General features: G+C 47.8%; 22 protein-coding genes and 1 pseudogene. 3 read left to right on the top strand and 20 right to left on the bottom strand.

Going from position 1 to position 22,925, the window contains the following annotated elements; genetic code table 11:
* Positions 1–288: 288 nt before the first annotated feature.
* The 14 genes from ACE3MQ_RS12550 to ACE3MQ_RS12485 all read right to left on the bottom strand — a co-directional run bounded on the left by ACE3MQ_RS12550 (position 289) and on the right by ACE3MQ_RS12485 (position 9,970).
* Positions 289–1,032: a CoA-transferase subunit beta gene (locus ACE3MQ_RS12550; RefSeq protein ID WP_379392978.1), complete on the bottom strand. Its 744-nt coding sequence runs from the start codon at positions 1,030–1,032 to the stop codon at positions 289–291.
* Positions 1,029–1,859 (bottom strand): CoA transferase subunit A, encoded by an 831-nt coding sequence (locus ACE3MQ_RS12545; protein WP_379392976.1) that lies wholly within the window; start codon positions 1,857–1,859, stop codon positions 1,029–1,031. Before ACE3MQ_RS12545 ends, ACE3MQ_RS12550 begins: the two co-directional genes overlap by 4 nt.
* A gap of 18 nt (positions 1,860–1,877) precedes the next feature.
* Positions 1,878–3,209: a CoA-disulfide reductase gene (locus tag ACE3MQ_RS12540; protein WP_379392974.1), complete on the bottom strand. Its 1,332-nt coding sequence runs from the start codon at positions 3,207–3,209 to the stop codon at positions 1,878–1,880.
* A complete protein-coding gene (locus ACE3MQ_RS12535; protein WP_379392972.1) occupies positions 3,206–4,375 on the bottom strand; it encodes an ABC transporter substrate-binding protein in 1,170 nt (389 codons plus the stop codon). The genes ACE3MQ_RS12540 and ACE3MQ_RS12535 overlap by 4 nt, the downstream gene beginning before the upstream one ends.
* A gap of 24 nt (positions 4,376–4,399) precedes the next feature.
* A complete protein-coding gene (locus ACE3MQ_RS12530; protein WP_379392970.1) occupies positions 4,400–4,672 on the bottom strand; it encodes a EutN/CcmL family microcompartment protein in 273 nt (90 codons plus the stop codon).
* An 18-nt stretch (positions 4,673–4,690) separates the two neighbouring features.
* A complete protein-coding gene (gene pduL / locus ACE3MQ_RS12525; RefSeq protein ID WP_379392968.1) occupies positions 4,691–5,356 on the bottom strand; it encodes a phosphate propanoyltransferase in 666 nt (221 codons plus the stop codon).
* A 14-nt stretch (positions 5,357–5,370) separates the two neighbouring features.
* A complete protein-coding gene (locus ACE3MQ_RS12520; protein WP_199925528.1) occupies positions 5,371–5,646 on the bottom strand; it encodes a BMC domain-containing protein in 276 nt (91 codons plus the stop codon).
* 51 nt (positions 5,647–5,697) lie between these two features.
* On the bottom strand, positions 5,698–5,973 hold the full coding sequence (locus ACE3MQ_RS12515; protein WP_110931148.1) for a BMC domain-containing protein: 276 nt from the start codon (positions 5,971–5,973) through the stop codon (positions 5,698–5,700).
* 99 nt (positions 5,974–6,072) lie between these two features.
* A complete protein-coding gene (locus ACE3MQ_RS12510) occupies positions 6,073–6,348 on the bottom strand; it encodes a BMC domain-containing protein (RefSeq protein WP_110931147.1) in 276 nt (91 codons plus the stop codon).
* A gap of 52 nt (positions 6,349–6,400) precedes the next feature.
* On the bottom strand, positions 6,401–6,943 hold the full coding sequence (locus ACE3MQ_RS12505; RefSeq protein ID WP_379392964.1) for a BMC domain-containing protein: 543 nt from the start codon (positions 6,941–6,943) through the stop codon (positions 6,401–6,403).
* A complete protein-coding gene (locus tag ACE3MQ_RS12500) occupies positions 6,930–7,229 on the bottom strand; it encodes a BMC domain-containing protein (RefSeq protein ID WP_379392962.1) in 300 nt (99 codons plus the stop codon). Before ACE3MQ_RS12500 ends, ACE3MQ_RS12505 begins: the two co-directional genes overlap by 14 nt.
* A 25-nt stretch (positions 7,230–7,254) precedes the next feature.
* The gene (locus ACE3MQ_RS12495) at positions 7,255–7,578 is read right to left on the bottom strand and encodes a BMC domain-containing protein (RefSeq protein ID WP_379392960.1); all 324 of its coding nucleotides are present in this window, start codon (positions 7,576–7,578) and stop codon (positions 7,255–7,257) included.
* 28 nt (positions 7,579–7,606) lie between these two features.
* Positions 7,607–9,109 (bottom strand): aldehyde dehydrogenase family protein, encoded by a 1,503-nt coding sequence (locus tag ACE3MQ_RS12490; protein WP_379392958.1) that lies wholly within the window; start codon positions 9,107–9,109, stop codon positions 7,607–7,609.
* Between the two features lie 48 nt (positions 9,110–9,157).
* Entirely contained in the window at positions 9,158–9,970 is an 813-nt protein-coding gene (locus ACE3MQ_RS12485; RefSeq protein WP_379392956.1) for a class II aldolase/adducin family protein, read from the bottom strand.
* 296 nt (positions 9,971–10,266) lie between these two features.
* Between ACE3MQ_RS12485 and ACE3MQ_RS12480 the strand changes: the two genes are divergently transcribed.
* On the top strand, positions 10,267–11,031 hold the full coding sequence (locus ACE3MQ_RS12480; RefSeq protein WP_110931141.1) for a DeoR/GlpR family DNA-binding transcription regulator: 765 nt from the start codon (positions 10,267–10,269) through the stop codon (positions 11,029–11,031).
* Positions 11,032–11,209: 178 nt separating this feature from the next.
* On the opposite strand, the gene mtnA is transcribed toward ACE3MQ_RS12480, so the two are convergent.
* The 5 genes from mtnA to ACE3MQ_RS12455 form a co-directional block, all read right to left on the bottom strand.
* Positions 11,210–12,292, bottom strand: a complete 1,083-nt coding sequence (gene mtnA / locus ACE3MQ_RS12475; RefSeq protein ID WP_379392953.1) for an S-methyl-5-thioribose-1-phosphate isomerase — start codon at positions 12,290–12,292, stop codon at positions 11,210–11,212.
* Positions 12,285–13,505 (bottom strand): S-methyl-5-thioribose kinase, encoded by a 1,221-nt coding sequence (gene mtnK / locus ACE3MQ_RS12470; RefSeq protein ID WP_379392951.1) that lies wholly within the window; start codon positions 13,503–13,505, stop codon positions 12,285–12,287. The genes mtnA and mtnK overlap by 8 nt, the downstream gene beginning before the upstream one ends.
* 90 nt (positions 13,506–13,595) lie before the next feature.
* Positions 13,596–14,588 carry an ABC transporter permease gene (locus tag ACE3MQ_RS12465; RefSeq protein WP_110931138.1) on the bottom strand — a complete coding sequence of 331 codons (993 nt, stop codon included), beginning with the start codon at positions 14,586–14,588 and terminating at the stop codon, positions 13,596–13,598.
* Position 14,589: 1 nt separating this feature from the next.
* Positions 14,590–16,095 carry a sugar ABC transporter ATP-binding protein gene (locus ACE3MQ_RS12460; RefSeq protein WP_379393101.1) on the bottom strand — a complete coding sequence of 502 codons (1,506 nt, stop codon included), beginning with the start codon at positions 16,093–16,095 and terminating at the stop codon, positions 14,590–14,592.
* Positions 16,096–16,185: 90 nt separating this feature from the next.
* Positions 16,186–17,325, bottom strand: a complete 1,140-nt coding sequence (locus tag ACE3MQ_RS12455; RefSeq protein WP_379392949.1) for a sugar ABC transporter substrate-binding protein — start codon at positions 17,323–17,325, stop codon at positions 16,186–16,188.
* A 468-nt stretch (positions 17,326–17,793) separates the two neighbouring features.
* On the opposite strand from ACE3MQ_RS12455, the pseudogene ACE3MQ_RS27400 reads away from it, so the two are divergent.
* Positions 17,794–17,952 (top strand): annotated as a pseudogene (locus ACE3MQ_RS27400) (transposase); the annotation flags it as partial.
* Positions 17,953–18,441: 489 nt separating this feature from the next.
* Here ACE3MQ_RS27400 and ACE3MQ_RS12450 read toward each other — a convergent pair.
* Positions 18,442–21,027: a U32 family peptidase gene (locus ACE3MQ_RS12450; RefSeq protein WP_379392947.1), complete on the bottom strand. Its 2,586-nt coding sequence runs from the start codon at positions 21,025–21,027 to the stop codon at positions 18,442–18,444.
* Positions 21,028–21,368: 341 nt separating this feature from the next.
* On the opposite strand from ACE3MQ_RS12450, the gene ACE3MQ_RS12445 reads away from it, so the two are divergent.
* Positions 21,369–22,760 (top strand): transcriptional regulator, encoded by a 1,392-nt coding sequence (locus tag ACE3MQ_RS12445; RefSeq protein ID WP_379392945.1) that lies wholly within the window; start codon positions 21,369–21,371, stop codon positions 22,758–22,760.
* The last annotated feature ends 165 nt before the right edge of the window (positions 22,761–22,925 follow it).

The following is a 22,925-nucleotide window of genomic DNA, read 5'->3' as shown; positions in this document are numbered from 1 at the left end:
AATGTAAACGAAGCACTGTAAGCCTATATTTAGTCTCAATGACGATATGCAGTTTCGTTGGATTCAATTTGGCACTATTTTTGAGGTAATAGCGTTCTGTAATTTCGTTAGAGAGACAAAGGAGCAGCAGAGCCGACCACTTTCCACGCTTCAGATGAACTGAGCAACTCCTGGTGCAAACTTCTACCCCCGAGCCCATCCACCACCCTACTAACTAGATTCAAGAACATGCCAAAAGAGCCGTCCGTTTCCCGGCTTTATACCGGTCGGGCGACTCTATGCGAGACTTTACATTTCCTTCGCACGATAATCGAAGGGGTCGATCTGCTTCAACAGGCTCATTTCGCGCTCTGTCGGCAGTGGGGTATAACGAATCTCGTCGTAGCGCAGCGGGAAGTCCGTGTTGGCAGCCACCTCTTCAAGTGAGGAGGTCGGATGGATCGAATCCAGGTGCAAGCTGCCATTCTTGAATTCAAAGACACATAGATTCGTGACGATCTTCCACAGGTTTCCCCTAGTCGTCACAAAATCAACCTTCTCCACAAAGGTACGCTTATCATGCTTCGTACGCCAGATGATCGCGCGCTTCGCTGTAGGGATCAGCACCGCGCTGCCTGCTCCGCCGGGCAGACGTACCTTCGGCTTATGATAATCACCAATGACAGATGCATTGACATTGCCCGTAACATCAAACTGTACGCCACCAAGGAAGGCTACATCAAGCCCTCCGCGCATGGACAGATCGAATACATAATCTAGCGGGAAATAAGCTTCGCCGCTCGCCAGCAATTCGGAGCCTGCCGAGGAGTATGACGGCTTCTTAATCGAAGCCGGATTGACACCACCGGGAATATTCAGATGAACGAGATTCGGGGCATGCATATGTCTGGCCAGCATCATCGCTACCATTGGCATTTGCGACGATACGCCGTGGAATACACGGTCCTCATCTCTTAATAGCCTTGCCATCGCGCAGATCATAATATCGCATACTCTCGGCTCAGCGCCCTTGCTCATGAAATTTATACTCATCTTAATCCACCTGCCTTAAAACCTCTGTCCTTCGTCTCGTACTCGCGCAAATAGACGTCCATTTCCTCAGCTTTGAGCTTCTTAAAGCGCTCGATAGCCTTCGTATCAGCATCATAGGCCTTCTCCACCGAGCAAGGCGCCGCACCTCTCGGGGCATGCACCACGGCACTGACTAGAAATCCGGGAATGTTGACTAAATCAGGGCGCATCCTGATTTTACTGCGGGGTACGACCTTCTCTGTTGTTACGATCACTTTACGTGCCGCACGGCTCATCAGCGCATCCTCAAATTTCGGTCCATAAATGATGGCATTGCCCAGATCATCAGCCTCTTGAACGTGAATGACAGCAACATCCGGCACAATTGCCTGAACAACCGTTACCGGATCGCCGCTGAACGGATCCTGTATCACCCGGAAATAATCCGCTGCCTCCAACAGATCTCCAGCCTTAAGTCCAACAACAGGCATAAACGGCGCTCCCGCTGCCGCGGCACGCAGAGCGCAAATTACGGTATAGCAGGCATGCTCATTACCGATCACTCTTCCGGCTTCTACCGCTTTGCGGTAATGCATCGCCAGACCAAATTCCGTCTCATAGCTGACGAATCCCGCATCAACGGACTCCACACAACCAGCAGCACACAGAAGATCAATGTCATGCGCTCCTGCCGTCTTCACAATGCGAAGATTCTTCCGCCGCTGACGGGCCAACTCACGCACCATTGCCATCGGCGCACGGTGCAGCACATTGCCGCCGAAGGCAATGCGGTCACCGTCATGGACTAATCCCGCCGCTTCTTCCAAACTTATCATTTTTGAACTCATCCGTTTCTCCCTCCCAGGCTACTTCGCTGCATTACAAGCAATATGAACGGCATCCCACACACCTGCGAAAGGTGGAGCATAGCATAGATCGACCATGCCCAACTCGCGTGTCGTCATGCCAGCGTGAATAGCAACCGCAAAAATGTCGATCCGCAGCACGACTCCCTTCTTACCAATGCCTTGGGCACCGAGTAGAACATGTGTTCGCTTGTCATAAATCAGCTTGAACCGGATCGGAGTCGGATCAGGATAATATCTTGGGTGATCACCCGAAGTAACAAACACCGTGCTGTAATCGATACTCAGCCTGCGCGCATCCGCCTCAGACATCCCTGTCCGTCCAAGCTCCTGTCCCAACACCTTGATCGCTGCGCTGCCCAGTGTGCCGATGAATTTCTCATGCTTGCCAAGCATATTGCTGCCTGCGATCCGTCCGCATTTATTCGCGGTCGTGCCGAGCGGGATGAAGGTATTCTCTTCCATCACTCTGCTGTACACTTCAGCACAGTCGCCAGCAGAATAAATATCCTCAACGCTAGTACGCATCTCACGGTCAATAATGACAGCTCCGTTGCGGGCCAGCGCAACACCCGAGCCCTGCAGAAAATCGGTATTCGGTCTGACCCCTATAGACATGATGACTAAATCTGCCGGATAGCTGCCTTTATCTGTCTGCACGCCTTGCACCTTGCCATCTCCAGTAATTGCTTGAACCATCTCTCCAAGATTTAGCTGAACACCATGCTGAAGCAGTTCCTCTGTCGCTATATCAGTTATCTCCTGATCAAAGGTCTTCAGAATGCGATCGCCAAGCTCTACTACTCGTACCCGCTTGCCAAGCTCGACCATGGCCTCCGCGACCTCGATCCCGATATAACCGGCACCAACGATGACGACATCTTGAACATCCGGCTTCGTGACGATCTGCTGCATCGCAATGCCATCCTCCAGCGTCTTCAGTGCCATAACCCCGTCCAGTTCCTTGCCTGGCAGGTTCGGCATGATCGGCCTAGTCCCTGTAGCAATCATCAGCTTATCGTAGGATTCCATGAATACCCGATTACGTTCCAAGTCCTTGACCATAATCTGCTTGCTACCCGGAATCACCTTGAGCACCTCGTGCCGCAAATGTGTATTAATGCCAGCCTCTTCAAATTTCTCACGCGGACGGGCGATCATTTTCGTATAATCATCATTCACACCCGAGATATAATACGGTAATCCGCATGCTCCATAAGATAAGAAGCTCCCTTTCTCATACACGACCACTTCTGCAGTCTGATCCATTCGCTTAAGCTTTGAAGCCGCAGACATGCCTGCTGCAACTCCTCCAACGACAACTACCTTCATGATGACTTCCCCTCTTTCTGCATGGAGAGGATCTCCGCTTCCGCTTGCAGAAGCGCTTCCTCAACCGTCAACTCTGCCTGAAAGGCCTTGCTTATTTTATCGTACAGCACTCCTAATATATCACCAGCGTTATCCAGCGCAGGAAGAGGCTGTGCACAATTCTCTATCATATTAAGATGAGCGGAATACCAATTGTATTTCTCCGAGTCCATGTCATAAGTTGAACGTCTGACTGGCGAGCCTGCATAGGCGCCGACCACTCGATCTACTTCTGGTGAAGCCAGATACTGCAGTAATGAATTAGCTTCCTGTTGCTTAGACGACTTCGCATTTATAGCGAAGCTCCACGTCACGTTCCAGGCTGTCTTCAATGTTGAGAAACCGACATCCTCTACCTGCTCACAACGTTCATCCAGCATAACACCGAGTTGCCCTCCCCAAGTGACAGCGAATACGGAGCGTAACTGTTGAAAGGCTTCCCGCACCTCATCATTTCCATACAAATGGGTGTCCGGCGGAGCGAACTGCCGCAACCCGATATATTTCCGCAGTGCCGAGCGGCCTTGCTCATTGTTGAAGACAGGAAGATGCGTATTTGGATCAAAAGTATCCGCTCCTTCCTGACGTAAGTATGGCAGAAAATCGAGGAATATTTCACTCGGATGCGCTTTAAGCACAATGCCGTACATGGAGGAATCCTTATGGCATTTTGCTGCCATGCCTAGCAGCTCATCCGTCGTAATCACGTCAGGAGGAAGAGTGCCTAAGAGACGGAGAACGATTGATTTGCGGTACAGCACCATATGTCCATCACAGAATGAAGGATATAAATAAGGATTTCCCGCTATCTCCAACTCTTGGCGTACGACAGGGACGATATCCTGCAGATTCCAAGCGGCATTCCGAGGATAGTTGACTTCGGCCAAGTGACCTTTATTTACGAAATCCTTGAGCCACAAATGTCCTGCAATCATGACAACGTCATAATTCTGCTCTCCCTGAAAAGCCGCCATCATTGTGCCGTAATACTGTTCAAACGGTACGATGTCAAAATCAACCTTCACTTGATTCCTCTGCTCATAGGTGGTAATCAGGCCATACTTCTGTTCCACATAAGCAGCCACTGCCGGATCGCCTACAGCCAGAACGCGAATCGTCTCTGTCAATTCAGCTTCCCCCTTCGTTTAAGGCTAAGGCTGCTCAGACAAATCGATGATCGGCTCGTTATCGACAATCCCGACGACTAACGCGTCGATCGGAGCGTTCTTGGTTAACGCATACTGGTTGCCCTCCCCAAATGACACGATCACCTGCTGACCTATACCGGCACCCATCACATCAGCAGCGACGATAACTTCTCTCTTATCCGTATATTGAAGACGAATGAGCAGCAATTTATAGCCCTGAAGCGTGTCATATTTACGGGAAGAAACGACATTGCCTATTACTCTACCAATAATCATCCCTTTGTCCTCACTTTACTATTTAATAATCTCAAGCGTATCCCCTGTCTTCAATCCGAAGGCGTTGCCGTCATCCGTATCAATATGCATGTCCAGTGCAAAATCATCTCTTACTCGGATCATGACTTCATCCATCAATCCACCTCTCGGCCCATTGATCTTCACCTGGACCTTCTGCCCATTCTGAACACCGAAGGCAGTAGCGTCGCAAGGTGTCATATGAATATGACGCTCGGCTACGATGCATCCCTGCTCTATAACAACGGTTCCCTTAGGACCAATAAGGGTAATACCCTGTGTGCCATGGTGTACGCCGGATTGTCTGACTGGAGGATTTACGCCAAGCCTTCTGGCATCGCTGGGCGCTATTTCTGCCTGCGTATCCTTGCGCAATGGTCCGAGTATGCGAACCTTCTCGAGCCTGCCCTTCGGACCGACCAATGTTACCTGCTCATTTGCTGCAAATTGGCCGGGCTGGGAAATATCCTTGAATTTAGTCAACTCATATCCCGATCCGAACAGGATGTCTAAATGTTCGCGATTTACATGCACATGCCTGGCCGATACACCGACCGGTACATATTTTCGAGGCTCCCCGGAGGGAGCCAATCCAGCTTTATTCAGCTCTTCTATCACAAGCTTTGTAATCGTCTCTGTCCATTCAGCTGTAAGTGATTGTTTCATAGGATCACCACTTCTTAGTTCATGCTAGGGAGAAGCTTCACAACGTCTCCATGCGGTCTAGGAATGACATGTACGGCGATAAGTTCACCAACTCTTTGTGCTGCTTCAGAACCAACCTCTACCGCCGCCTTCACTGCGCCTACTTCCCCCTTCACCATCACGCTGACCAAGCCGGAGCCGATCTTCTCTGTGCCTATGATTTCAACATTCGCTGCCTTCAGCATCGCATCAGCCGCTTCAATCGCTGCCGTCAAGCCTTTTGTCTCAATAACACCTAAAGATTCATTCATAATGTAACCTCCTTATTTTTTGTTAGGGCCGATCGTTAATTTTCATATTCATTATTTCAGCATAGGAAGCAGCTTCGCTATGTCGCTATGCGGTCTTGGAATAACATGTACTGCTACAAGTTCGCCAACTCTCTGCGCCGCCTCAGAGCCTACCTCTGCGGCGGCCTTCACTGCACCTACATCACCGCGGACAATGATCGTCACCAGGCCTGAGCCAATCTTCTCTGTACCTGCAATTTCAACATTCGCTGCCTTCAGCATCGCATCAGCCGCTTCAATAGCTGCTGTTAAGCCTCTTGTTTCAATAATGGCGATAGATTCCTTCATGGGGATGCCTCCTCAAATTTTAAAAAGTTCATAGAATCGATATAGTAATTGCAGAAGATACACCTAAATCACTCACACCTGCTGAAAGGTGTCAGAGGACTACTTCAACATAGGAAGAAGCTTCGCCACATCGCTATGCGGTCTTGGAATAACATGAGTCGCTACAAGCTCGCCAACTCTTTGCGCTGCTTCGGAACCTACCTCTGCTGCTGCCTTCACTGCACCCACATCGCCGCGTACAATGACAGTGACAAGACCGGAGCCAATCTTCTCCGTGCCTACAATTTCAACATTCGCTGCCTTCAGCATCGCGTCGGCTGCCTCAATCGCTGCCGTCAAGCCTCTTGTTTCGATAATCGCTATAGATTCGTTCATGGGATAATTCCTCCTAATAGGGTTGTATTTTGAAAGAGTTTGGTTCGTACTTTTATTTACGTTTCTTCATACCCTTGCGAGGGCTAGAAATCTGTGTTTGAACCTCTGCTTGAGTTTGTACTTGCTGATCCTGCACTGTTTCAGAATGGCTCACTTCAACCTTCTTCTCCGGCTCTAGCTTTTGCCTTGCTTTCTTCTTCCGAGGTGCATCTTCATCTTCCGCTATATTCTGCACCGCCGAATCTTGCGCAACTGTCTCTTGCAATAACGACTCGGAGGCGGTTATCTTCGCCGCTTCGCCCTCTTCTTGTACCGGGATAATAAACTTCATAATTTCGCCATGCGGCTTGGGGATTACCAGACTCATCTTAAGCGGATTACTCGGTTTCTTTGCGCAAACCTCTCTAGCTGCTTCAATGGCTGCCGTCACATTCGCAATACTGCCAGCCACGATCACGCTAATGAGTCTTCCTCCCAGATACTTCTCGGCACCGAGCAGTTGAACATGAGACGTCTTGCACATTTCATCGACCAGTTCCAGTGCCGTCGTAAAATGCTGTGCTTCTACAACGCCAATCGCCTCATAGCTCTTCATCTTCATTCTCCATTCTGTCAACCGGAATTATAGGGTGGATTCCTTCATAGGGATTGTTAATCGCATGTACGGCGATGATGTGTCCCGTACGGCCCGCTTCTTCCTCTCCAATCTCCAAGGCAGCCTGTACAGAAGCGGTCGAGCCTTTGATCAATACCGTTACATAACCGGCACCGGATTGTTCAAATCCAATCACTTCGACATAAGCGCATTTGATCATCATATCCGCAGCGCGGATCGCGGCAGTCATCCCGATCGTCTCGATCATGCCCAGGGCTTCTCTCATCTTCTTCCTCCTGCTGACAATCTGCTTATTTGCGCCTTACCTTTCCAAGCGGCAGTAAGGCATGTAATTCTTTGGAGCTTGAAGGAATGCAGCGGATCATCACTTCATTAGGACTTACATACTCACAGGCTGCTTCACGTGCAACCTCAAGCGCCATCTGCACATCGCTGATGGATCCGGTAAATTTCACCTGTACCATGACCGGAATGACGGCATTCTTCTCATCAGGCGGATTGTTGCAATCTATCCCGTGAATCGTAATATTCGCTGTCTTGCATGCTCTGTCCATCGCGGCAAGCGCTACACTGTAGCCTTGAACCTCCAGGAAACCTAGTGCGTAACGATCCATCTCTCATCACCTCCTGATAGGTCACAAATTATACGATTCGAAATGCGCCTTCTGCCAGTACGCAGCGTCTTTGCCTTGTAAATGTTCTTGCCGAGGTTATGCCCTCTCCTGTCGGCCCCGCAATGGTCATCGTCGTATGCCCTTCACCCCCGAAGCCAACACCTGCCAATGACGATGCGTTCTTTACAAAAATCGTCGTCCCGATCGCTCTCGCAAAACGTGTCAGGTTATCAACATCACGTGAATGCATCATCGCTGTATGGCGATTGCCGTGCTCCGCCTTAACCGCCATATCAATCGCTTCATCCAGATTACGTGCCCGGACAATCGGCAGCACCGGCATCATTTGCTCTAATTGAACGAACGGATGATCGAAATCTACTTCACAAATGAGGAGATCGATCTCCTTACCCGGATTCACACCCAGCTTATTCAAGAAAGCCATCGCATCCTTGCCGATCCAATCCTTTACGGTGTGGTACACACGCTTCGTATCGAGCGAGCAGCCTCTTGCTACTTGCTTCTCATTCGCCTCCAGGGCGAAGCTCATCACCTGTTCAAGCTCCTCTTGATCCAGGCGGTATGCACCGTTATTCATCATGTGGTAAATAAGGTCATCCGCTACAGAATCAACAACAAATACCTCCTTCTCAGCAATACAGAGAATGTTGTTATCGAAGGAGGCTCCCTTGATAATCTCTTTGGCCGCGTGCTCGATATCTGCCGTCTCATCAACAAGGACTGGAGGATTGCCTGCTCCCGCACCGATCGCCTTCTTGCCTGAGCTTAGCAGCGCTTTGACCAGTCCTGGACCGCCAGTACCAACCAGCAATTTCGTTTCCGGTGCCGCAACGATCTGATCCAGAGTTTCTTTCGTTGGTTCTTTCACCATCGTAACGAGGTTCTCCGGACCGCCCGCAGCAAGCATCGCCTGATTAATCATTTGGACAGCGAATGCGCTGCATTTCTTCGAGGACGGATGGACATTGAAGACAACCGCATTGCCTGATGCAATCATTCCGATCGAGTTGTTGATAATCGTCTCTACCGGATTTGTAACAGGAGTCACCGCTCCAATTACACCAAATGGCCCTTGCTCCACAATCGTCAAGCCTGAATCTCCGGAAAATGCTAGCGTTTTCAAATCTTCAGTCCCTGGAGTCTTGACAGCCGTTAGCTCCAGCTTATCCAGCTTGTGCGCCAGCTTGCCCAGCTTCGTCTCGCTGACGATCATCTGAGCCAACTCATTCCTGTTCGCGAGAGTTGCTTGACGAATAGCCGTAATCATCGTCTCGCGGTCCTCCAGCTTATAGTTCTTAACAAAATTAGCCTGAGCCTGATGAGCCGCCTTCACGGCATCCTCGACCCGATCAAACACCCCATGATCACCGCCGAAGGCTGCCTTTGCTTGCCGTGCAGGTTCAACCTGTGCCGCTGCTGAAACAGTTGGGATCGTATCCGATAGCTTCTTCTCGATATTGGTCATGACACTGCTAACAATTTTCTGAACGTCTGCTTCGGTTAAATTCATCGATGCTTCACCCCTCTAATCATTAACTTCCAGCCGTACTTAATCATTTCATGAAAGTCTTCTCATTACTTCTTCCGTTACCTTGGCAACTATCGTCGAAATCATTTCCTGTTTGTCCGCTTCTGATGCAGCTTGCTTAGTTGCTTGTGCCGCAGCTAGTGCTTCTGAGTCTGTACGGCAGGTCAGGGTACCTCCAGTTTTAATCCCCATGCTCTCTCTGATCTTGATCAGTTCGGTTAACTGCTCACAGGTTAGCTCCTGAACTTGATCCGTAATCTTCTTCGTAAGGATCACAGTCATCGCATAATGCTCCAGCGATTCCATCCGGAAGTAAGCCTCCGTAATATCTCTGCCCCATGTCAGTGCGCCATGGTTGGCCAGCAACACTGCGTTATAGTCCTTACAGTAAGGCGCAATGGAGTCCGGCACCTCCTGAGTGCTTGGTGTTGCATACGGTGCTACAGGCACATTGCCAAGTAAAATTACGCCTTCCGGCGAATACGCCTGATCCAACCCGATCCCAGCAATCGCAAAAGCCGTTGCCGCCTGCGGATGCGCGTGGACTACAGCGTTTACATTTGGATTTTCTTTATAGACTCTTAAATGCATTTTGATCTCTGAGGAAGGCTTCAGCTTGCCAGCCAGTATCTTACCGTTCAGATCTACCTTCACCAGCATATCCGGTGTCATATAACCTTTACTAACCCCCGTAGGTGTAGCCCAAATCGCATTAGGCCCGGTCTTCACTGATATATTTCCATCATTCGCTGCTACAAAGCCTTTCGCATAAACCCGTCTGCCAATTTCACAAATCATCTTCTTTGCTTCAAAATCGCTTAAATGTTTCTGATTATCCAACATGTAGTCACCTCCTGAATTCTCTTTCAAACAAAATCATAACTTCATACATTGATCATACATTGATTTTCCTACTTTATACACTGTTTGTCAATTGTTTATTTCTGATTGTGTGATGTTTTGTTGTTTTTATGTGATGTATCTTAGAGATATACGGAATAATACGTAAATAAAGGCCAAACAACAATTAAATCTGCAAGCTTTCAATCAAGAAAACCCACAATTGCAGTAAATTCCATCCACAAACATGCTATAATAGCTACAAACCATAACTAATTAGGGGAGTGTGTGATCGCTTTATGTTACCAGTTGCCCGTAAGGCCAAAATAAAAGAGTTGATTATAGAGAAGAAAAATGTAACTGTTGCCGAACTTACTGAGATGTTCAATGTAACTGAGGAAACGATCCGCCGAGACCTAAAACAATTGGAGGACGAAGGGGTTTTAATTCGGATTTACGGAGGCGCCTACATCCCGGACGGAGTGCAGAATGACGTGAATGTCAATCTGAGAGAACATATCCATGTGGAGGGCAAGAAACGAATCGCCAGCAAGTGTGTGGAATTCATCAAGAATGGGGACTCTATATTTCTGGATGCCTCCACAACATCCTTGTATATTGCCAACATGATCGCAAACAAACGAATTACTGTAGTAACCAATTCAATCAAAATCGTCAACACACTAGTAGACAGTCCGAATGTTCGTCTAGTCATCGTGGGCGGAGTTGTATCGAACAGTTCTATGTCTGCGCTGGGCCGCAATGCTGAGCAGAACATGAACAGCTATTATTTCGATCTTGCCTTCATCTCCTGCCGGACGATCAGCATGCAGCACGGAATCACAGATTCCAATGAGCAGCAGGCTGAAGTACGGAGACTGGCTGTGGAACGCGCTAACACCGTGTACTTAATCGCGGATCACACTAAATTCGACCGGACTTCTTTTGCAAGTATTTGTGACTTTGAACATATCCACAACATCGTCGTTGACACACCGCTCAGCCTGGAGTGGCACGAGTTCTTGGAAGCCCATAATGTAGCGTTGACGGAATGCGAGGAATAATCCCTCCGCACTCCGGCCGCACTCCGGAACATAAGACGAACAAGCCGCCCAGCCTGCAGAACATTCACAGACTAGGCGGCTCTTTATTTGAATACTCCAAAAAAAGAGCAACCCAGAGCCATTGCAGGCCAGAGGTTGCTCTTCATCGGCTAAAATCGCTAGCTATATTTAGATCACCCTATGGGTTGTCCTTGAACATCTTCGGCAGACTCTCTTCAAACGGAGCGTATGCAATACCATTCTCCGTAATGATCGCCGTAATCAAACTATGGTCTGTTACGTCGAAGCTAGGATTATACGTCTGAACACCCTCCGGCGCCTGCGGCTTCACGTAAAACTTCGTAGTGATTTCCTCAGATGGCCTTAGCTCGATATGAATATCGTCGCCGTGTTTGCAGTTCAAATCAACCGTGGATAACGGGGCGCATACATAGAACGGAATTCCATAGTGTTTTGCCAGAATAGCCACACCCGACGTACCGATCTTATTCGCAGTATCGCCATTCTCGGCAACACGGTCGCAGCCGACGAGGACAGCTTGAATCTTGCCCTCCTTCATGACGATGGAAGCCATATTATCACAGATCAGGGTAACGTCTACGCCGGCTTCCTTCAGTTCCCATGCCGTAAGACGGGCACCTTGAAGCAGCGGGCGCGTCTCGTCCGCATAAACCTTGAAGTTATAATCACGTTCTTGACCTAAATACATCGGTGCAAGCGCAGTACCATACTTGGCAGTCGCTATCGTTCCGGCATTGCAATGCGTTAATAAGCCCATCCCCGGCTTAAGCAAGGATAGTGCGTATTCACCGATATTTTTACAGATTTGCTCATCCTCGGAGCGGATCAACTCAGACTCTTCAAGCAAGGCAGCCTTCACTTCAGCCACAGACTTGCCCGCCGCTCGTTTGAAACGGGCTTCCATACGGTCAAGCGCCCAGAACAGGTTCACTGCCGTTGGTCTTGAGGAAGCCAAATATTCCTTCGCCTTGAGGAAATCAGCATACAGTTCATCATAGGTTTCCGCCCCGGATTGCTTCGTTCCGAGATATACACCGTATCCCGCTGCAATCCCGATAGCGGGAGCACCGCGAACACGCAGATGATAAATGGCATCCCATATATCCTTCATCTCCTGGAGCTCGAGGAACACCTTCTCATTCGGAAGCAAGGTCTGATCAAGAATGATGAGTGTATCGTTAGTATCGTCCAATGTTACGGATTGAATTACAGATGATAGAATATCCTGTTGATTAGTCATGCTGCACCCCCGCCTGCAAAATTTCCACGTATTTAGTGCCTGTAGTCAACTGCTCCCTCTCCATGATGAACCGCTTGCCTACAATTAAACAGAACTTCTCAGCCTCTGCGCGCTTAGCCTCATCAGCTATAGACGTTATGTCCTTCACATGAGCCAGACCAAGGGTTCTACGAATCATTTCAAGACCAGCTACAGCCGCGGTATCCTTAAGTATATTGCCTAGATAGAAGGACTTGAAGCCTTCGTAACGGGCAACCCGATCCGCCGCCTTCTCATCCCACAGCTTGTTCCATTTATCCTGGAATAAATCTATGATAGACTGGATTGTCTCAAGCAACCAAGCGATATGCTTCTCCTTGGCCACACCTGCCTCCATTGTCATTTCAGCGTTAATGTATGCAAAGATCAGGTTAGCTATGACATTGCCGATGTCATAGCCTGCAGGACCGTAGAAGGCAAATTCAGGGTCGAAGATCTTAGTTGAATCCTCCTTGATGAAGATCGATCCGGTATGCAGATCGCCATGAATTAGCGATTGTGCATTCGTCATGAATTCAAACTTCAGCTTAGCGGTCTCCAGCAGCAATGCCTCATCCTTCCATAGATGTTCCTCGGCAAATGCTCGGGTTGGACCGAATACATCATTACGGGGACAGTCATAGAACGGCTCTGTATATACTAGATCCTCAGTAATCTCGCACAGATCCTGATTAATGAAGCGCTTAACGAGATCCTTCTTCTCTTTATGGTTCATGACAACATCCGAGGTAAGCAGCAAAGTGCTTGCCAAGAAGGTTGTGATATGATCAGCAAACAGAGGAAATTGCTTATGTTCCATAAGCGCCTTTCTCATAATGACATGATCGGACAAATCCTCCATTACGCAGCAATTCATCGCACTGTCAAATTTGTAAATTTGCGGAACAGAACCGGGCGCGAGTTGGTACTGGATGGCAAGAATCTCGCTCTCGATCCGGTTACGGTCGGTAGAAACCACGATATCACTGGAAATTCTAGCTACTGGACCCGCCTGCTTCACTATCATTGATTTGCCCGATTTCTTGTCCTGGATCCGAAACACGAAGTTCAGATTTCCATCCCCGATTTCGGTGCATACCAAGTCCGCATCCTGATCAAATATGTCTAGTTGTGTTGCTGCATATGCAATTACATCTGATTCCTTCATTGTGAAATAAGTGCTGAAATCTCTCATTTTCTCCCATACCTCCTGTAAAGATTAAATGCTTCACCTGCGAGAAACGATAGTTATTTTGATGAAATCAATGAAGTTAGCCTTAGTCCATTATGATTTATTCTTGTAATAGGTCAGAGCTAGCGCCAGAGCTAGAACGGTCCCTTTGACAATATCCATCGCATAGTACGGAACAGACATCATAACAAGCCCATTCTGTAGAACCCCGATCAGAATCGCACCGACAAAGGTACCAATCGCATTCGGTTTTCCCGAACCAAGAACCGATAAGCCGATGAAGGCCGCAGCTACTGCATCCATCAGATATGGAGCGCCTGCGTTAACTTCAGCGGTCATAACCCGCGATGCCAGAATAATACCGCCGATAGCTGCGAACAGAGCAGACAACAGGTAAGCTGCAACGCGATATTTATTTACAGCGATCCCGGAGAGCTTGGCAGCTTCTGGGTTCCCCCCGATCACGTACATATAGCGACCGTGTTTCGTATAATTCAAGAAAATATGAACAACGGCTACGACAACGACCATAATGATAATGATCCAAGGAACCTGACCCAGCTTGGCAAAGAGCGGGCTGATTGTACCTGTCGCGAAGCTGCCGTCCGGCATAACCATGTTCTCGGATACGGTCGCGCCTCTTGTATAAGTCAAGGCAATCCCCTGAACAATGAACATCATAGCCAGGGTCATTAACATATCCGGAATGCGCAGCTTTACGATCGCGAAGGAATTAAGAATCCCGACAATCAGGCTAACGGCAATTGCTACAATAATGCCCAGCACGATGTTCTGACCGTACCAGACGAACATAGAAATGACGACTGCATTCGCTAGCGATGCAACAGAGCCGACCGACAAGTCAAAACCGTCAACCGACAGGGAGATCGTAATCCCGATCGCGATAATCGTTACGATGGAGATTGACCTTAGAATATTAATAATATTAGATCCTTGCAGGAAGCTATCCGACATTATTCCGAAGAATGCAATCAGGGCCACGATGGTAATCAAGGTTCCGTACTTGTACAGGATATCAAAGAAATCAAATTTACGAGCTGTTTGTACCGAGTTCCCTTTGCTCATACTACTTGCCTCCAGTCGAGTAGAACAGTATCTCTTCTTCATTTGTTTTGCTTGTTTCCAGCTCTTTGACAACCTGACCGTCATAGAGCACGTACATACGATCAGAAATCCCCAGCAGCTCCGACATTTCACAGGATGCGTAAATGACGCATTTCCCCTTTGCCGCTAAACCGGAAATCAGTTCGAATATGTCACGCTTTGCGCCGACATCGACGCCTTTGGTTGGTTCATCGAATATATATACCTCGGCATCACCGACAAGCCATTTGCCGATAGCAATTTTCTGCTGATTACCGCCTGAAAGATTTTTTACTTTTGTTTGTTCATGAGGTGTCTTGACGCCCAGGCTGGCGATCATCTGTCTAGAAATCTCCTTCTCCTTCTTAAAGTTAAGGAAAGTCCTCAAGCTGGTGAATTTGCCCAAGCTTACCGCAGTTAGATTGACTGAAACAGATTCAGAGACGAGAATGCCTTCCTTGCGGCGTTCCTCCGGCACAAGGGCAATCCCATCCTTCACTGCTGCATGCGGAGTTTTATAAGCCAGCTTTCGGCCGTTCAGGATCAACTCTCCCGTCCTGACCTTGCTTAAACCAAACAACGCTTTACATAGCTCTGTCTTCCCTGCACCAACGAGTCCAGCCAGGCCAACAACCTCGCCTTTGCGCACATACATGTTAATATCCTGAATATTCGTCCCGTCACTGAAGCCTTTGATCTCAAAGCACTTCTCGCCGATGGTGATATTATGCTTCGGAAACTGCTGATCCATTTTCTTGCCGAGCATATATTCAACCACTTGATTCTGAGCCAAATTCCCAATCTTCTCTTTAATGACAAACTCGCCGTCGCGCATGATCGTTATATCATCACAAATTTCAAACAGCTCAGGCAGACGATGAGAAATGAAGATTACGCCTACGTTCGCTTGCTTCAAATCTCTGACTATTCGAAACAACTCTTCGGTTTCGGCATGACTTAGCGGAGCTGTAGGCTCATCAAGAATCAAATATTTGCATTCCTTGGAGATGGCTCTTGCGATAAGCACCATTTGCTTCTCTGCCAAGGTTAACTCACTGGCAAGCTTCTTGGTGGAGACTGGGACATGGAGTCTAGCCAGCACTTCCTTTGATTTACGATGTATCTCCTTCCAGTTCACAAACTGCCTGCCGCCCATATCATTTACGGTTTCATCCAGCATGATATTCTCACCAACGGTAAGATAAGGGATTAAGGCTGTATCGACCTCCTGATACACGATCTGAATGCCCAAATCCTTGGCATCCTTCGGAGAACGAATATTGACCAGCTTGCCATCAATGAAGATTTCACCTGTATAGTGGTTATAGGCACCGGAAAGGACTTTCATAAGCGTTGATTTACCTGCGCCGTTGGCACCGATCAGAGCATGGCTTACTCCAGATTCTGTAACAAAATCAACTTCCTTTAACGCCTTAACTCCAGGGAACTCGATCGAGATTTTTTTCATTTCGATGTTGGATCTTTTCATATCGTCCATTTCTTGCCACCCTCTAGCCCGTGTAGTTGTATGTAAGCGCCCTCTATAGGGAGAGCGCTTACAACCGGGGTATTAGTAACGCTATTTTTTATAAGCGTCCTTAAGCGCTTTCATCCAGTCTGTTAAGAATGCATCTGTTTTGCCCCATCCCGGAACAACCTCCGACAGATTGACCATGTTGACCGGTTCCGTGGACTCCTTAAGCTTCTCTTGTGTAATAAGACTTGCTTCCAAATCATAAGTTTGCGGTGTTTCTTCACCGGCAATTTTATTAAGTAGAATTCGAACGTTAACAGCACCGATCATTTGAGGATCAACTGCAGCCGTGGATACCCATGGACTTCCTTCCATTTGAAGCAGTTGAAGGTCACTGTTCGATACGTCGATACCATAGATTTGGATTTCATCGCGTCCAGCTTCCTTAATGGCTCTGGTTGCACCGATAGCGAATGCATCCCAAGCCGCGAACACAGCATCGATCTCACCTTTCTTATGCTTCGTCAGCATGGCGGAAACCGCATTTTGCGTTTGCACAGAAGTGTCTCCAGCAGCTACGCCAAAGCGTTCTATTTCAACGATACCAGGGTATTGCTTCAATACTTCTTGATACACATTGTTACGTCTTACCATTGGAGGGAAACCGTCAACCCACAGATAAATGATCTTCGCATTCTCGCCCTTCTCTTTGATCAGGTTATCAAGAGTTAACTTGGCAAGCGCCTCATCATCCTGCGATGTTAATGTGACACCGGGAATATTCTTCAAATCAGGGTTTGAGTCAAAAGTTACTACGGGAATGCCCTTATCAACGATCATCTTCACTTCGTCAACGGTAGCTGCATCATCACCATGTGAAATAATGATTCCATCATAATTTTTGTCTACAGCCTGCAAGATTGCATCATGGAATCTTGCCGTATCGCCATTTGCCGTGAAAGTATCCACTGTAATTCCCATCGATTCGCCTTCCTGCTTGGCTCCAGCCAGAAACTGTGCAGTATGGTCATCCCCACCGATTTTGCGGACTACCATTAATTTGATGTTATCCTTGCTCTTGATGGCATCCGGCAATCCTTCGACGACGACTTTCTTCTCGCCTGCACTCTTGGAAGAACCTTCATCAGTCCCTTTGTTAGTTCCGCCACCAGTCGAACAGCCTGTAGCCACCAAAATCACGGCCAGCAAACTAATGATAAGCGTTTTCATAAATTTGTATTTCATATTTCCAGCCCCTTTGTTTTGATATAAATTTTCATAAAGAATACAAGCAACAAACTTTCAACTACATCCAGCTAAACGTATCATTTTGTTGTTTGTAATCAGATGTTATCATGTTCTTACTGACATTGCAATTAATATTTATTGTTTTATGTTGTATTTATTCATCATTTATATTGTTTTTGGTATAAATCAACATAAAACCCTATGTTTTTTATGGTTTTTTTACCAAATAATACTCATTCAGACCTATAATCCAAATAACCCTTCATCATCCATGCTCTTATAGGGGTTCTGGGGTTCTGGGGTCCTGGGGTTCTGGGGTCCTGGGGTTCTGGGGTTCTGGGGTCCTGCCGATAAACCCAGTAAACCCAAGAGAATGAAGTCACTATGTATATTCTATAAGAGTCATTTTTCTTTGAAGAACTTCAAAAACTTGAAACTAAAGCGTTTATCTATCTTCTTCAGCACAGTAGCGGACTGGCTAAACGTCTGTTTGAGGATCTCGTCACACGCTGTAAAGAGGAAGGAACCATCGATGGAAGTTACGTGCCGATCGACAGTGTAGCAATCCAATCCTACGAGAAGAAACAGCCGAAACGCAAAAGCGAATTGAACGGAAATACCAACTAGAGTACGTTGGCGGTGAGGTTGTAAAAATTTTCTTTGCCGAAGCTGAGCCCTTTGGTGCTTTAACCAATGCCAGGCTCGTCGTCGCGGCTTGCGATCAAAAATTCGAATCCATTCCCGATCCTCTTCCCGAATGGACGACACGTCATGATGCCGTAATATGCGACTGCTTTAGCTATAGAGACTGCAGCGGCATGTGGGTAACGATGTCTTCATCGAATTCTAATCCACCGGCTTTAACTATCTTTTGGCCGACTGTTATGAGCATACCGTAACGCCTGCTGATTATACGACAACCCTATCTGTGGGCAGGATAATCGCTTCGCTTGGAGATTGAATTTAATGTATGAGCTACTGCGCTCGATTATATATATCTTCTATCAGCTGATTGTAAGGTTAAGAAGTAATTAGACTTATCTTCGCGACATACTTTTGTAAAAAAGAACCCCCTCTTCCCGTCAATAGCTATGACGTTCCGAGGGGGTTACATTATTTCACCAACTGTCCGCGTGTGACGCCTAGCTGGTTTGTTGCTTTTAACGTCTTCCATACTTGAGTGCCGCTAATTTCTCCGCGCAAGGCTTGGCTATAGAGGCGAATGACCTCATGCACCTGCTCCGGCGTCTCTTCCAGGAATTCAACGCGGTAGCTCCGCACGCCTAGCTCCAGGAAATTTTGCAAATATTCCGCACCGGATTGCTCAATCGCATTGTATACCGTGTTGCGACATCCTTCATCGACGCGAACGGGATGGGACATTCCTATCCGATCCTGCAGCGATACTCTGTGCTCTTCGCAAGGACGGCCGCAATTCGTATAATCGGTACCCTCGCTCAGGAAGGTGCAGTATACGCAGTGCTCCGTATGGAACATCGGCAGATGCTGGTGAATGACGATCTCCATATCTGCCGCCATGCCCTGGCTCTGTCCCAGCAAATCAACCATCTGCTGAATGTTGAGATCGTAGGATGGCGTAACAATGTCGCAGCCTGCATCCAGGAACAGCTCCACCGTTTTATGATTCGCAATATTCAGCGAGAAATCGCCGATAAGCTGTGGATGCTTCGCTTCCGGATTCTCCTGCCGATGGCGCAGGTAGTAATACAGCGCTCCAGTGTTGCGCACCAGCACCGCGTCCGGCTGAAGACGCAGGATGTTGTTGTGGTAGCCGTTCTCGCCCGGCATATGGATGCGCGGCGTTGCCAGAGCGATTTGCTTGCCCGCTGCATGCACGGCCTCTACCGCTGCCGGGAATTGCTTGATGAATTCAAAGTCGGCGTAGATCATCCCTACGCCCGCCTCCAGCGCAGCCTGCACCTGCGGCAGGCTGCGGCACAGCGCGGTGAGCTCCGCTTCACCGCCGCGCAAAGCGCGGCGCGCGGCTACGCCCGCGCCGCCGCCTTCTGGCGCACCCGCGACCCGCGGTGCGCCCCCCGCTGCCGTGCCCAGCACAGCTGCGGCCGCGGCGGCATCCGCCCGTTTCACATAAACGGGCGGCTTGGGCCGTTCGCCGGCTAGCAGCTCCACTGCGCGCCGGCGGATGCTGTTCAGCTCTCGCATCGGCAGGATCACGTCGCCATACAGCGCCGTGTCCAACTGCTCGAGCTGGAACAGCGTACCGCCGAGACGGCCAAACTGCTCTTCGAGCAGGGCGTCGTCCATCGGCCGTTTTTGCGCCGTCTCGAGCAGCAGCTCGGAGTCGACGCGCACCGTCGTTCCCTTCTGCACATCGCTCCAGAAGGTCGCCAGCGGCTCGCCTGCCCGCCCCGTAGCACGGACATGCACCGGGAACACCCGGTACGGCTTGTCCGTCTCGAAGGTCTGGCGCAGTCTCTTGTCGAGTGCCGGATCGCTCGTCTTCCAGATCCGGTCGCCGACGTGAACCTTCCGCAGATCGACGTCATTCCGTCCGGGAACGATATCGACGATCCATTTCTCGTCCGCTTCGCCCTCCAGCTTCACGCCTTTGCGGCGCAGATCGTAGACGCGTCCGCCTTCTTCTTTTTTGGTAGGATCTCCGGCATCAAAGACAATTCCATCCCCGCGCTTCACAGGGGCTTCCAGACGGCACACCACACCATCGCGCAGCACCTGCTCTACCCGACCCAGGTACACGCCACGGCTCTTCGGAAACGTACCTTCCACCAGCTTCTTGTTGTTCGTGCCTTCCAGGAAGCCATGCGTAAACCCACGCGAGAAGCTCTGCTGCAGCTCACGAACCTCTTCCTTCGAAGGACGGGCATCCTGTCCGTCAAAATAACGGTCAATCGCCTTGCGATATTTACTCACGACGTTAGCGACATATTCTGGGCTCTTCAAGCGGCCTTCGATTTTAAACGACGTCACTCCCGCTTCGATCAACTCCGGCATCAAATCGATCGCTGCCAGGTCTTTCGGAGACAGCAAATATGCGACATCCCCCATCGGCTTTTGAACACCGTCCACCATCAGGTCATACGGAAGACGGCAGGCCTGAGCGCATTCTCCCCGGTTCGCCGAGCGACCGCCCCACATTTCGGACGTCAGGCACTGACCCGAATACGACACGCAAAGCGCACCATGCACAAAAACCTCCATCGGCAGCTTCGCCTGCTCCCCGATTTTCTGGATCTGCTTCAAATTATTCTCGCGGCCTAGCACAACACGTTCCATATTCCATGGCTTCGTGAACTCCACCGCTTCCGGCGAAGTAATCGTCATCTGAGTGGAGCCGTGAATCGGAAAGTCCGGCGACATTTCCCGAATCATTTTGACCAGTCCCAAGTCCTGAACAATTACCGCGTCAACGCCAGCATCAATACAAGCCTCAATCAGCTCAGCGGCATCCCGCAGCTCATTCTCGAACACGAGGATATTGAAGGTCAGAAAGCCTTTGACCCCATAGCTGTGCAAAAAAGCCATGATTTCCGGAAGCTCGTCCATGCGGAAGTTATTCGCCCGGGCTCTAGCATTAAACTTCTCTACTCCAAAAAAAATCGCGTCCGCTCCGTTCGCCACTGCCGCCCGCATACAATCCCAATCGCCTGCCGGCGCCAGCAACTCTACGTCTTGCCGCGTTAATGTTGTACTGCTCATATATTCCTCCCAGAGTGATCTAGAGTATAGACCCTCGTAAATTAATTTCCATTAAATTTAAAATGAAACGACGATAACCTACTTATTTTATCAGACATTCCCCACAGACTCTAGCTTTAATCCCTTCCAGGCAATTAACTTATAACTCTAAATTTCGGAAAACTAAATTGTTACATCATATATAAATATTTTAAAGAGAATTGACCACCCATCAAATATTGTTTATATTTGTAATATGTTAGCAATTCATGGATATAAAAACATATTTTGAAGACAGAAGCTTTTCTCTTTCTAAAGCTTTGCAGTTTTGTAAGAATTACTTCTGAAGAAGGATGATTTGTATGAACCATACAACTTCTGTTCTCCAACATATCGCCGATTTCATGAAACAGGAAAATGTGAATCTAAGGGAATTGGCAAATAAATCCGATATCAATGCAGGCACACTTAGTTCAATATTAAACAAAAACAAAATATTAACGGTACATCATTTGGATCGTCTTACAAAGGTAATGAAATATCCAGAGGGACATTTCTACGAGCAATATATTAAAGATCATTTAAGCCAAGACATCCCCAACTGGCGAAGATTCAAGCCGTTTTTATACCGCTGCGCAGATCTCGATAAATTGGACTGTATGAAGCAAATTATCAGCTTGTTAATGGAAAATCTTATGTACTCTCCCCTTCTATTCGAAGTAGCTGAAGACCTCTACCAGCAGGATAAACCTAAAGCAGCAAAATTATTGTTTGAAAATGTGGCAATTAGCGAGAAGCAACAACATTCAGAACGACTCGCCTTCTGCCAATATCGATTATTTTTAATCCGCTTGGGAACCAATCAAGAGAAAAACTATCAAGCAGCTATACAATTCGAGCCTTATGTAGAGCGGCTGGATGAACTTGATCAATTAGATGCATTGAAAGACTTAGGTAATATATACCGCTCTTTAAACCAGTGGGATAAGGTGGAAATGATAGCAAATAGACTGGGGCATTTAGCTAATACTCTATACTCCACAGTTCGACCTGATAAGATTCAGAAATTCTCTAAACCAAGCAGACCATTGTTTACATATATCGCGCTATCTAGCCTATTCTATGCCGATGTTTGCGATGCACGTAGAGATTATAATCAGGCATTACAATATACCTATTACTATGCCGATTTAAGCTGGGTTAAAGAAGATGACACCGACACTCAGCATTGGAAAAACATTTTTCAGGAATGGGCACAGGCAAATACTTATGTCAACAAGTTAATGTCCGGAGATGCCAGTATACTCCCTGAGTACGTTGCATATATCGAAACTAAACAAGAGGAACTTATGACAGGTCTATTCAACATCCTGGAAGCAGCTAATCGATATCGTATCAATGTAGATGATATTCTCAAAAAATTCGAGTCAGAAATTACAATTTATATCAACCAGGAAATGACTATTAACATATACAAAACCCAATTTATTGAAAACTTTTTTTCACAATTATTATATAAACTTGCCTATTATTACTTAAATAAAAATGACTACAATACCGGATTCGAATATTTGTTAAAGAGTCTTGAAACATCCTCTTCAATCAACAATAAAAGGTATATAATTAAATGTATGGGATTGTTTGAACAATATAGAGACCTGGCATCCTCAGAAACCCTGATCAGTTATAAAACTTTAATAAAAGGAGTACATGAAAATGAAGAGAAAAATCCTGGTACTTGTTTTGACAGCTAGCTTTGCATTTGCTTTGGTCATTCCTACTCAACTACCGACAAACACTAAAGTTAGCAGCTATCTACTACAGCACGGAGGATAGAACTTACTCCTACTTCTAAAGCCTTTATTCATCCCAATGAAGAAAAATTCGCACTAAACGAGCCCATCGTTATGACGTGCACC

Origin of the sequence: Paenibacillus lentus (assembly GCF_042714055.1) — a bacterium.
GTDB classification, from domain to species: Bacteria; Bacillota; Bacilli; order Paenibacillales; family Paenibacillaceae; genus Fontibacillus; species Fontibacillus lentus_A.
This window is presented reverse-complemented; position numbering and strand designations above follow the sequence as displayed.

Bases quoted from the DNA above. Each gene is read 5' to 3' on its own strand.
- ACE3MQ_RS12500 (WP_379392962.1), bottom strand. From the start codon at position 7,229: ATGAGAGAAGCCCTGGGCATGATCGAGACGATCGGGATGACTGCCGCG.
- ACE3MQ_RS12510 (WP_110931147.1), bottom strand. From the start codon at position 6,348: ATGAACGAATCTATAGCGATTATCGAAACAAGAGGCTTGACGGCAGCG.
- ACE3MQ_RS12495 (WP_379392960.1), bottom strand. From the start codon at position 7,578: ATGGATCGTTACGCACTAGGTTTCCTGGAGGTTCAAGGCTACAGTGTA.
- ACE3MQ_RS12490 (WP_379392958.1), bottom strand. From the start codon at position 9,109: ATGAATTTAACCGAAGCAGACGTTCAGAAAATTGTTAGCAGTGTCATG.
- ACE3MQ_RS12450 (WP_379392947.1), bottom strand. From the start codon at position 21,027: ATGAGCAGTACAACATTAACGCGGCAAGACGTAGAGTTGCTGGCGCCG.
- ACE3MQ_RS12540 (WP_379392974.1), bottom strand. From the start codon at position 3,209: ATGAAGGTAGTTGTCGTTGGAGGAGTTGCAGCAGGCATGTCTGCGGCT.
- ACE3MQ_RS12445 (WP_379392945.1), top strand. From the start codon at position 21,369: ATGAACCATACAACTTCTGTTCTCCAACATATCGCCGATTTCATGAAA.
- ACE3MQ_RS12550 (WP_379392978.1), bottom strand. From the start codon at position 1,032: ATGAGTATAAATTTCATGAGCAAGGGCGCTGAGCCGAGAGTATGCGAT.
- ACE3MQ_RS12545 (WP_379392976.1), bottom strand. From the start codon at position 1,859: ATGAGTTCAAAAATGATAAGTTTGGAAGAAGCGGCGGGATTAGTCCAT.
- ACE3MQ_RS12485 (WP_379392956.1), bottom strand. From the start codon at position 9,970: ATGTTGGATAATCAGAAACATTTAAGCGATTTTGAAGCAAAGAAGATG.
- ACE3MQ_RS12520 (WP_199925528.1), bottom strand. From the start codon at position 5,646: ATGAATGAATCTTTAGGTGTTATTGAGACAAAAGGCTTGACGGCAGCG.
- ACE3MQ_RS12505 (WP_379392964.1), bottom strand. From the start codon at position 6,943: ATGAAGAGCTATGAGGCGATTGGCGTTGTAGAAGCACAGCATTTTACG.
- ACE3MQ_RS12530 (WP_379392970.1), bottom strand. From the start codon at position 4,672: ATGATTATTGGTAGAGTAATAGGCAATGTCGTTTCTTCCCGTAAATAT.
- mtnK (WP_379392951.1), bottom strand. From the start codon at position 13,505: ATGAGAGATTTCAGCACTTATTTCACAATGAAGGAATCAGATGTAATT.
- ACE3MQ_RS12480 (WP_110931141.1), top strand. From the start codon at position 10,267: ATGTTACCAGTTGCCCGTAAGGCCAAAATAAAAGAGTTGATTATAGAG.
- ACE3MQ_RS12465 (WP_110931138.1), bottom strand. From the start codon at position 14,588: ATGAGCAAAGGGAACTCGGTACAAACAGCTCGTAAATTTGATTTCTTT.
- ACE3MQ_RS12460 (WP_379393101.1), bottom strand. From the start codon at position 16,095: ATGAAAAGATCCAACATCGAAATGAAAAAAATCTCGATCGAGTTCCCT.
- ACE3MQ_RS12455 (WP_379392949.1), bottom strand. From the start codon at position 17,325: ATGAAATACAAATTTATGAAAACGCTTATCATTAGTTTGCTGGCCGTG.
- ACE3MQ_RS12515 (WP_110931148.1), bottom strand. From the start codon at position 5,973: ATGAAGGAATCTATCGCCATTATTGAAACAAGAGGCTTAACAGCAGCT.
- pduL (WP_379392968.1), bottom strand. From the start codon at position 5,356: ATGAAACAATCACTTACAGCTGAATGGACAGAGACGATTACAAAGCTT.
- mtnA (WP_379392953.1), bottom strand. From the start codon at position 12,292: ATGACTAATCAACAGGATATTCTATCATCTGTAATTCAATCCGTAACA.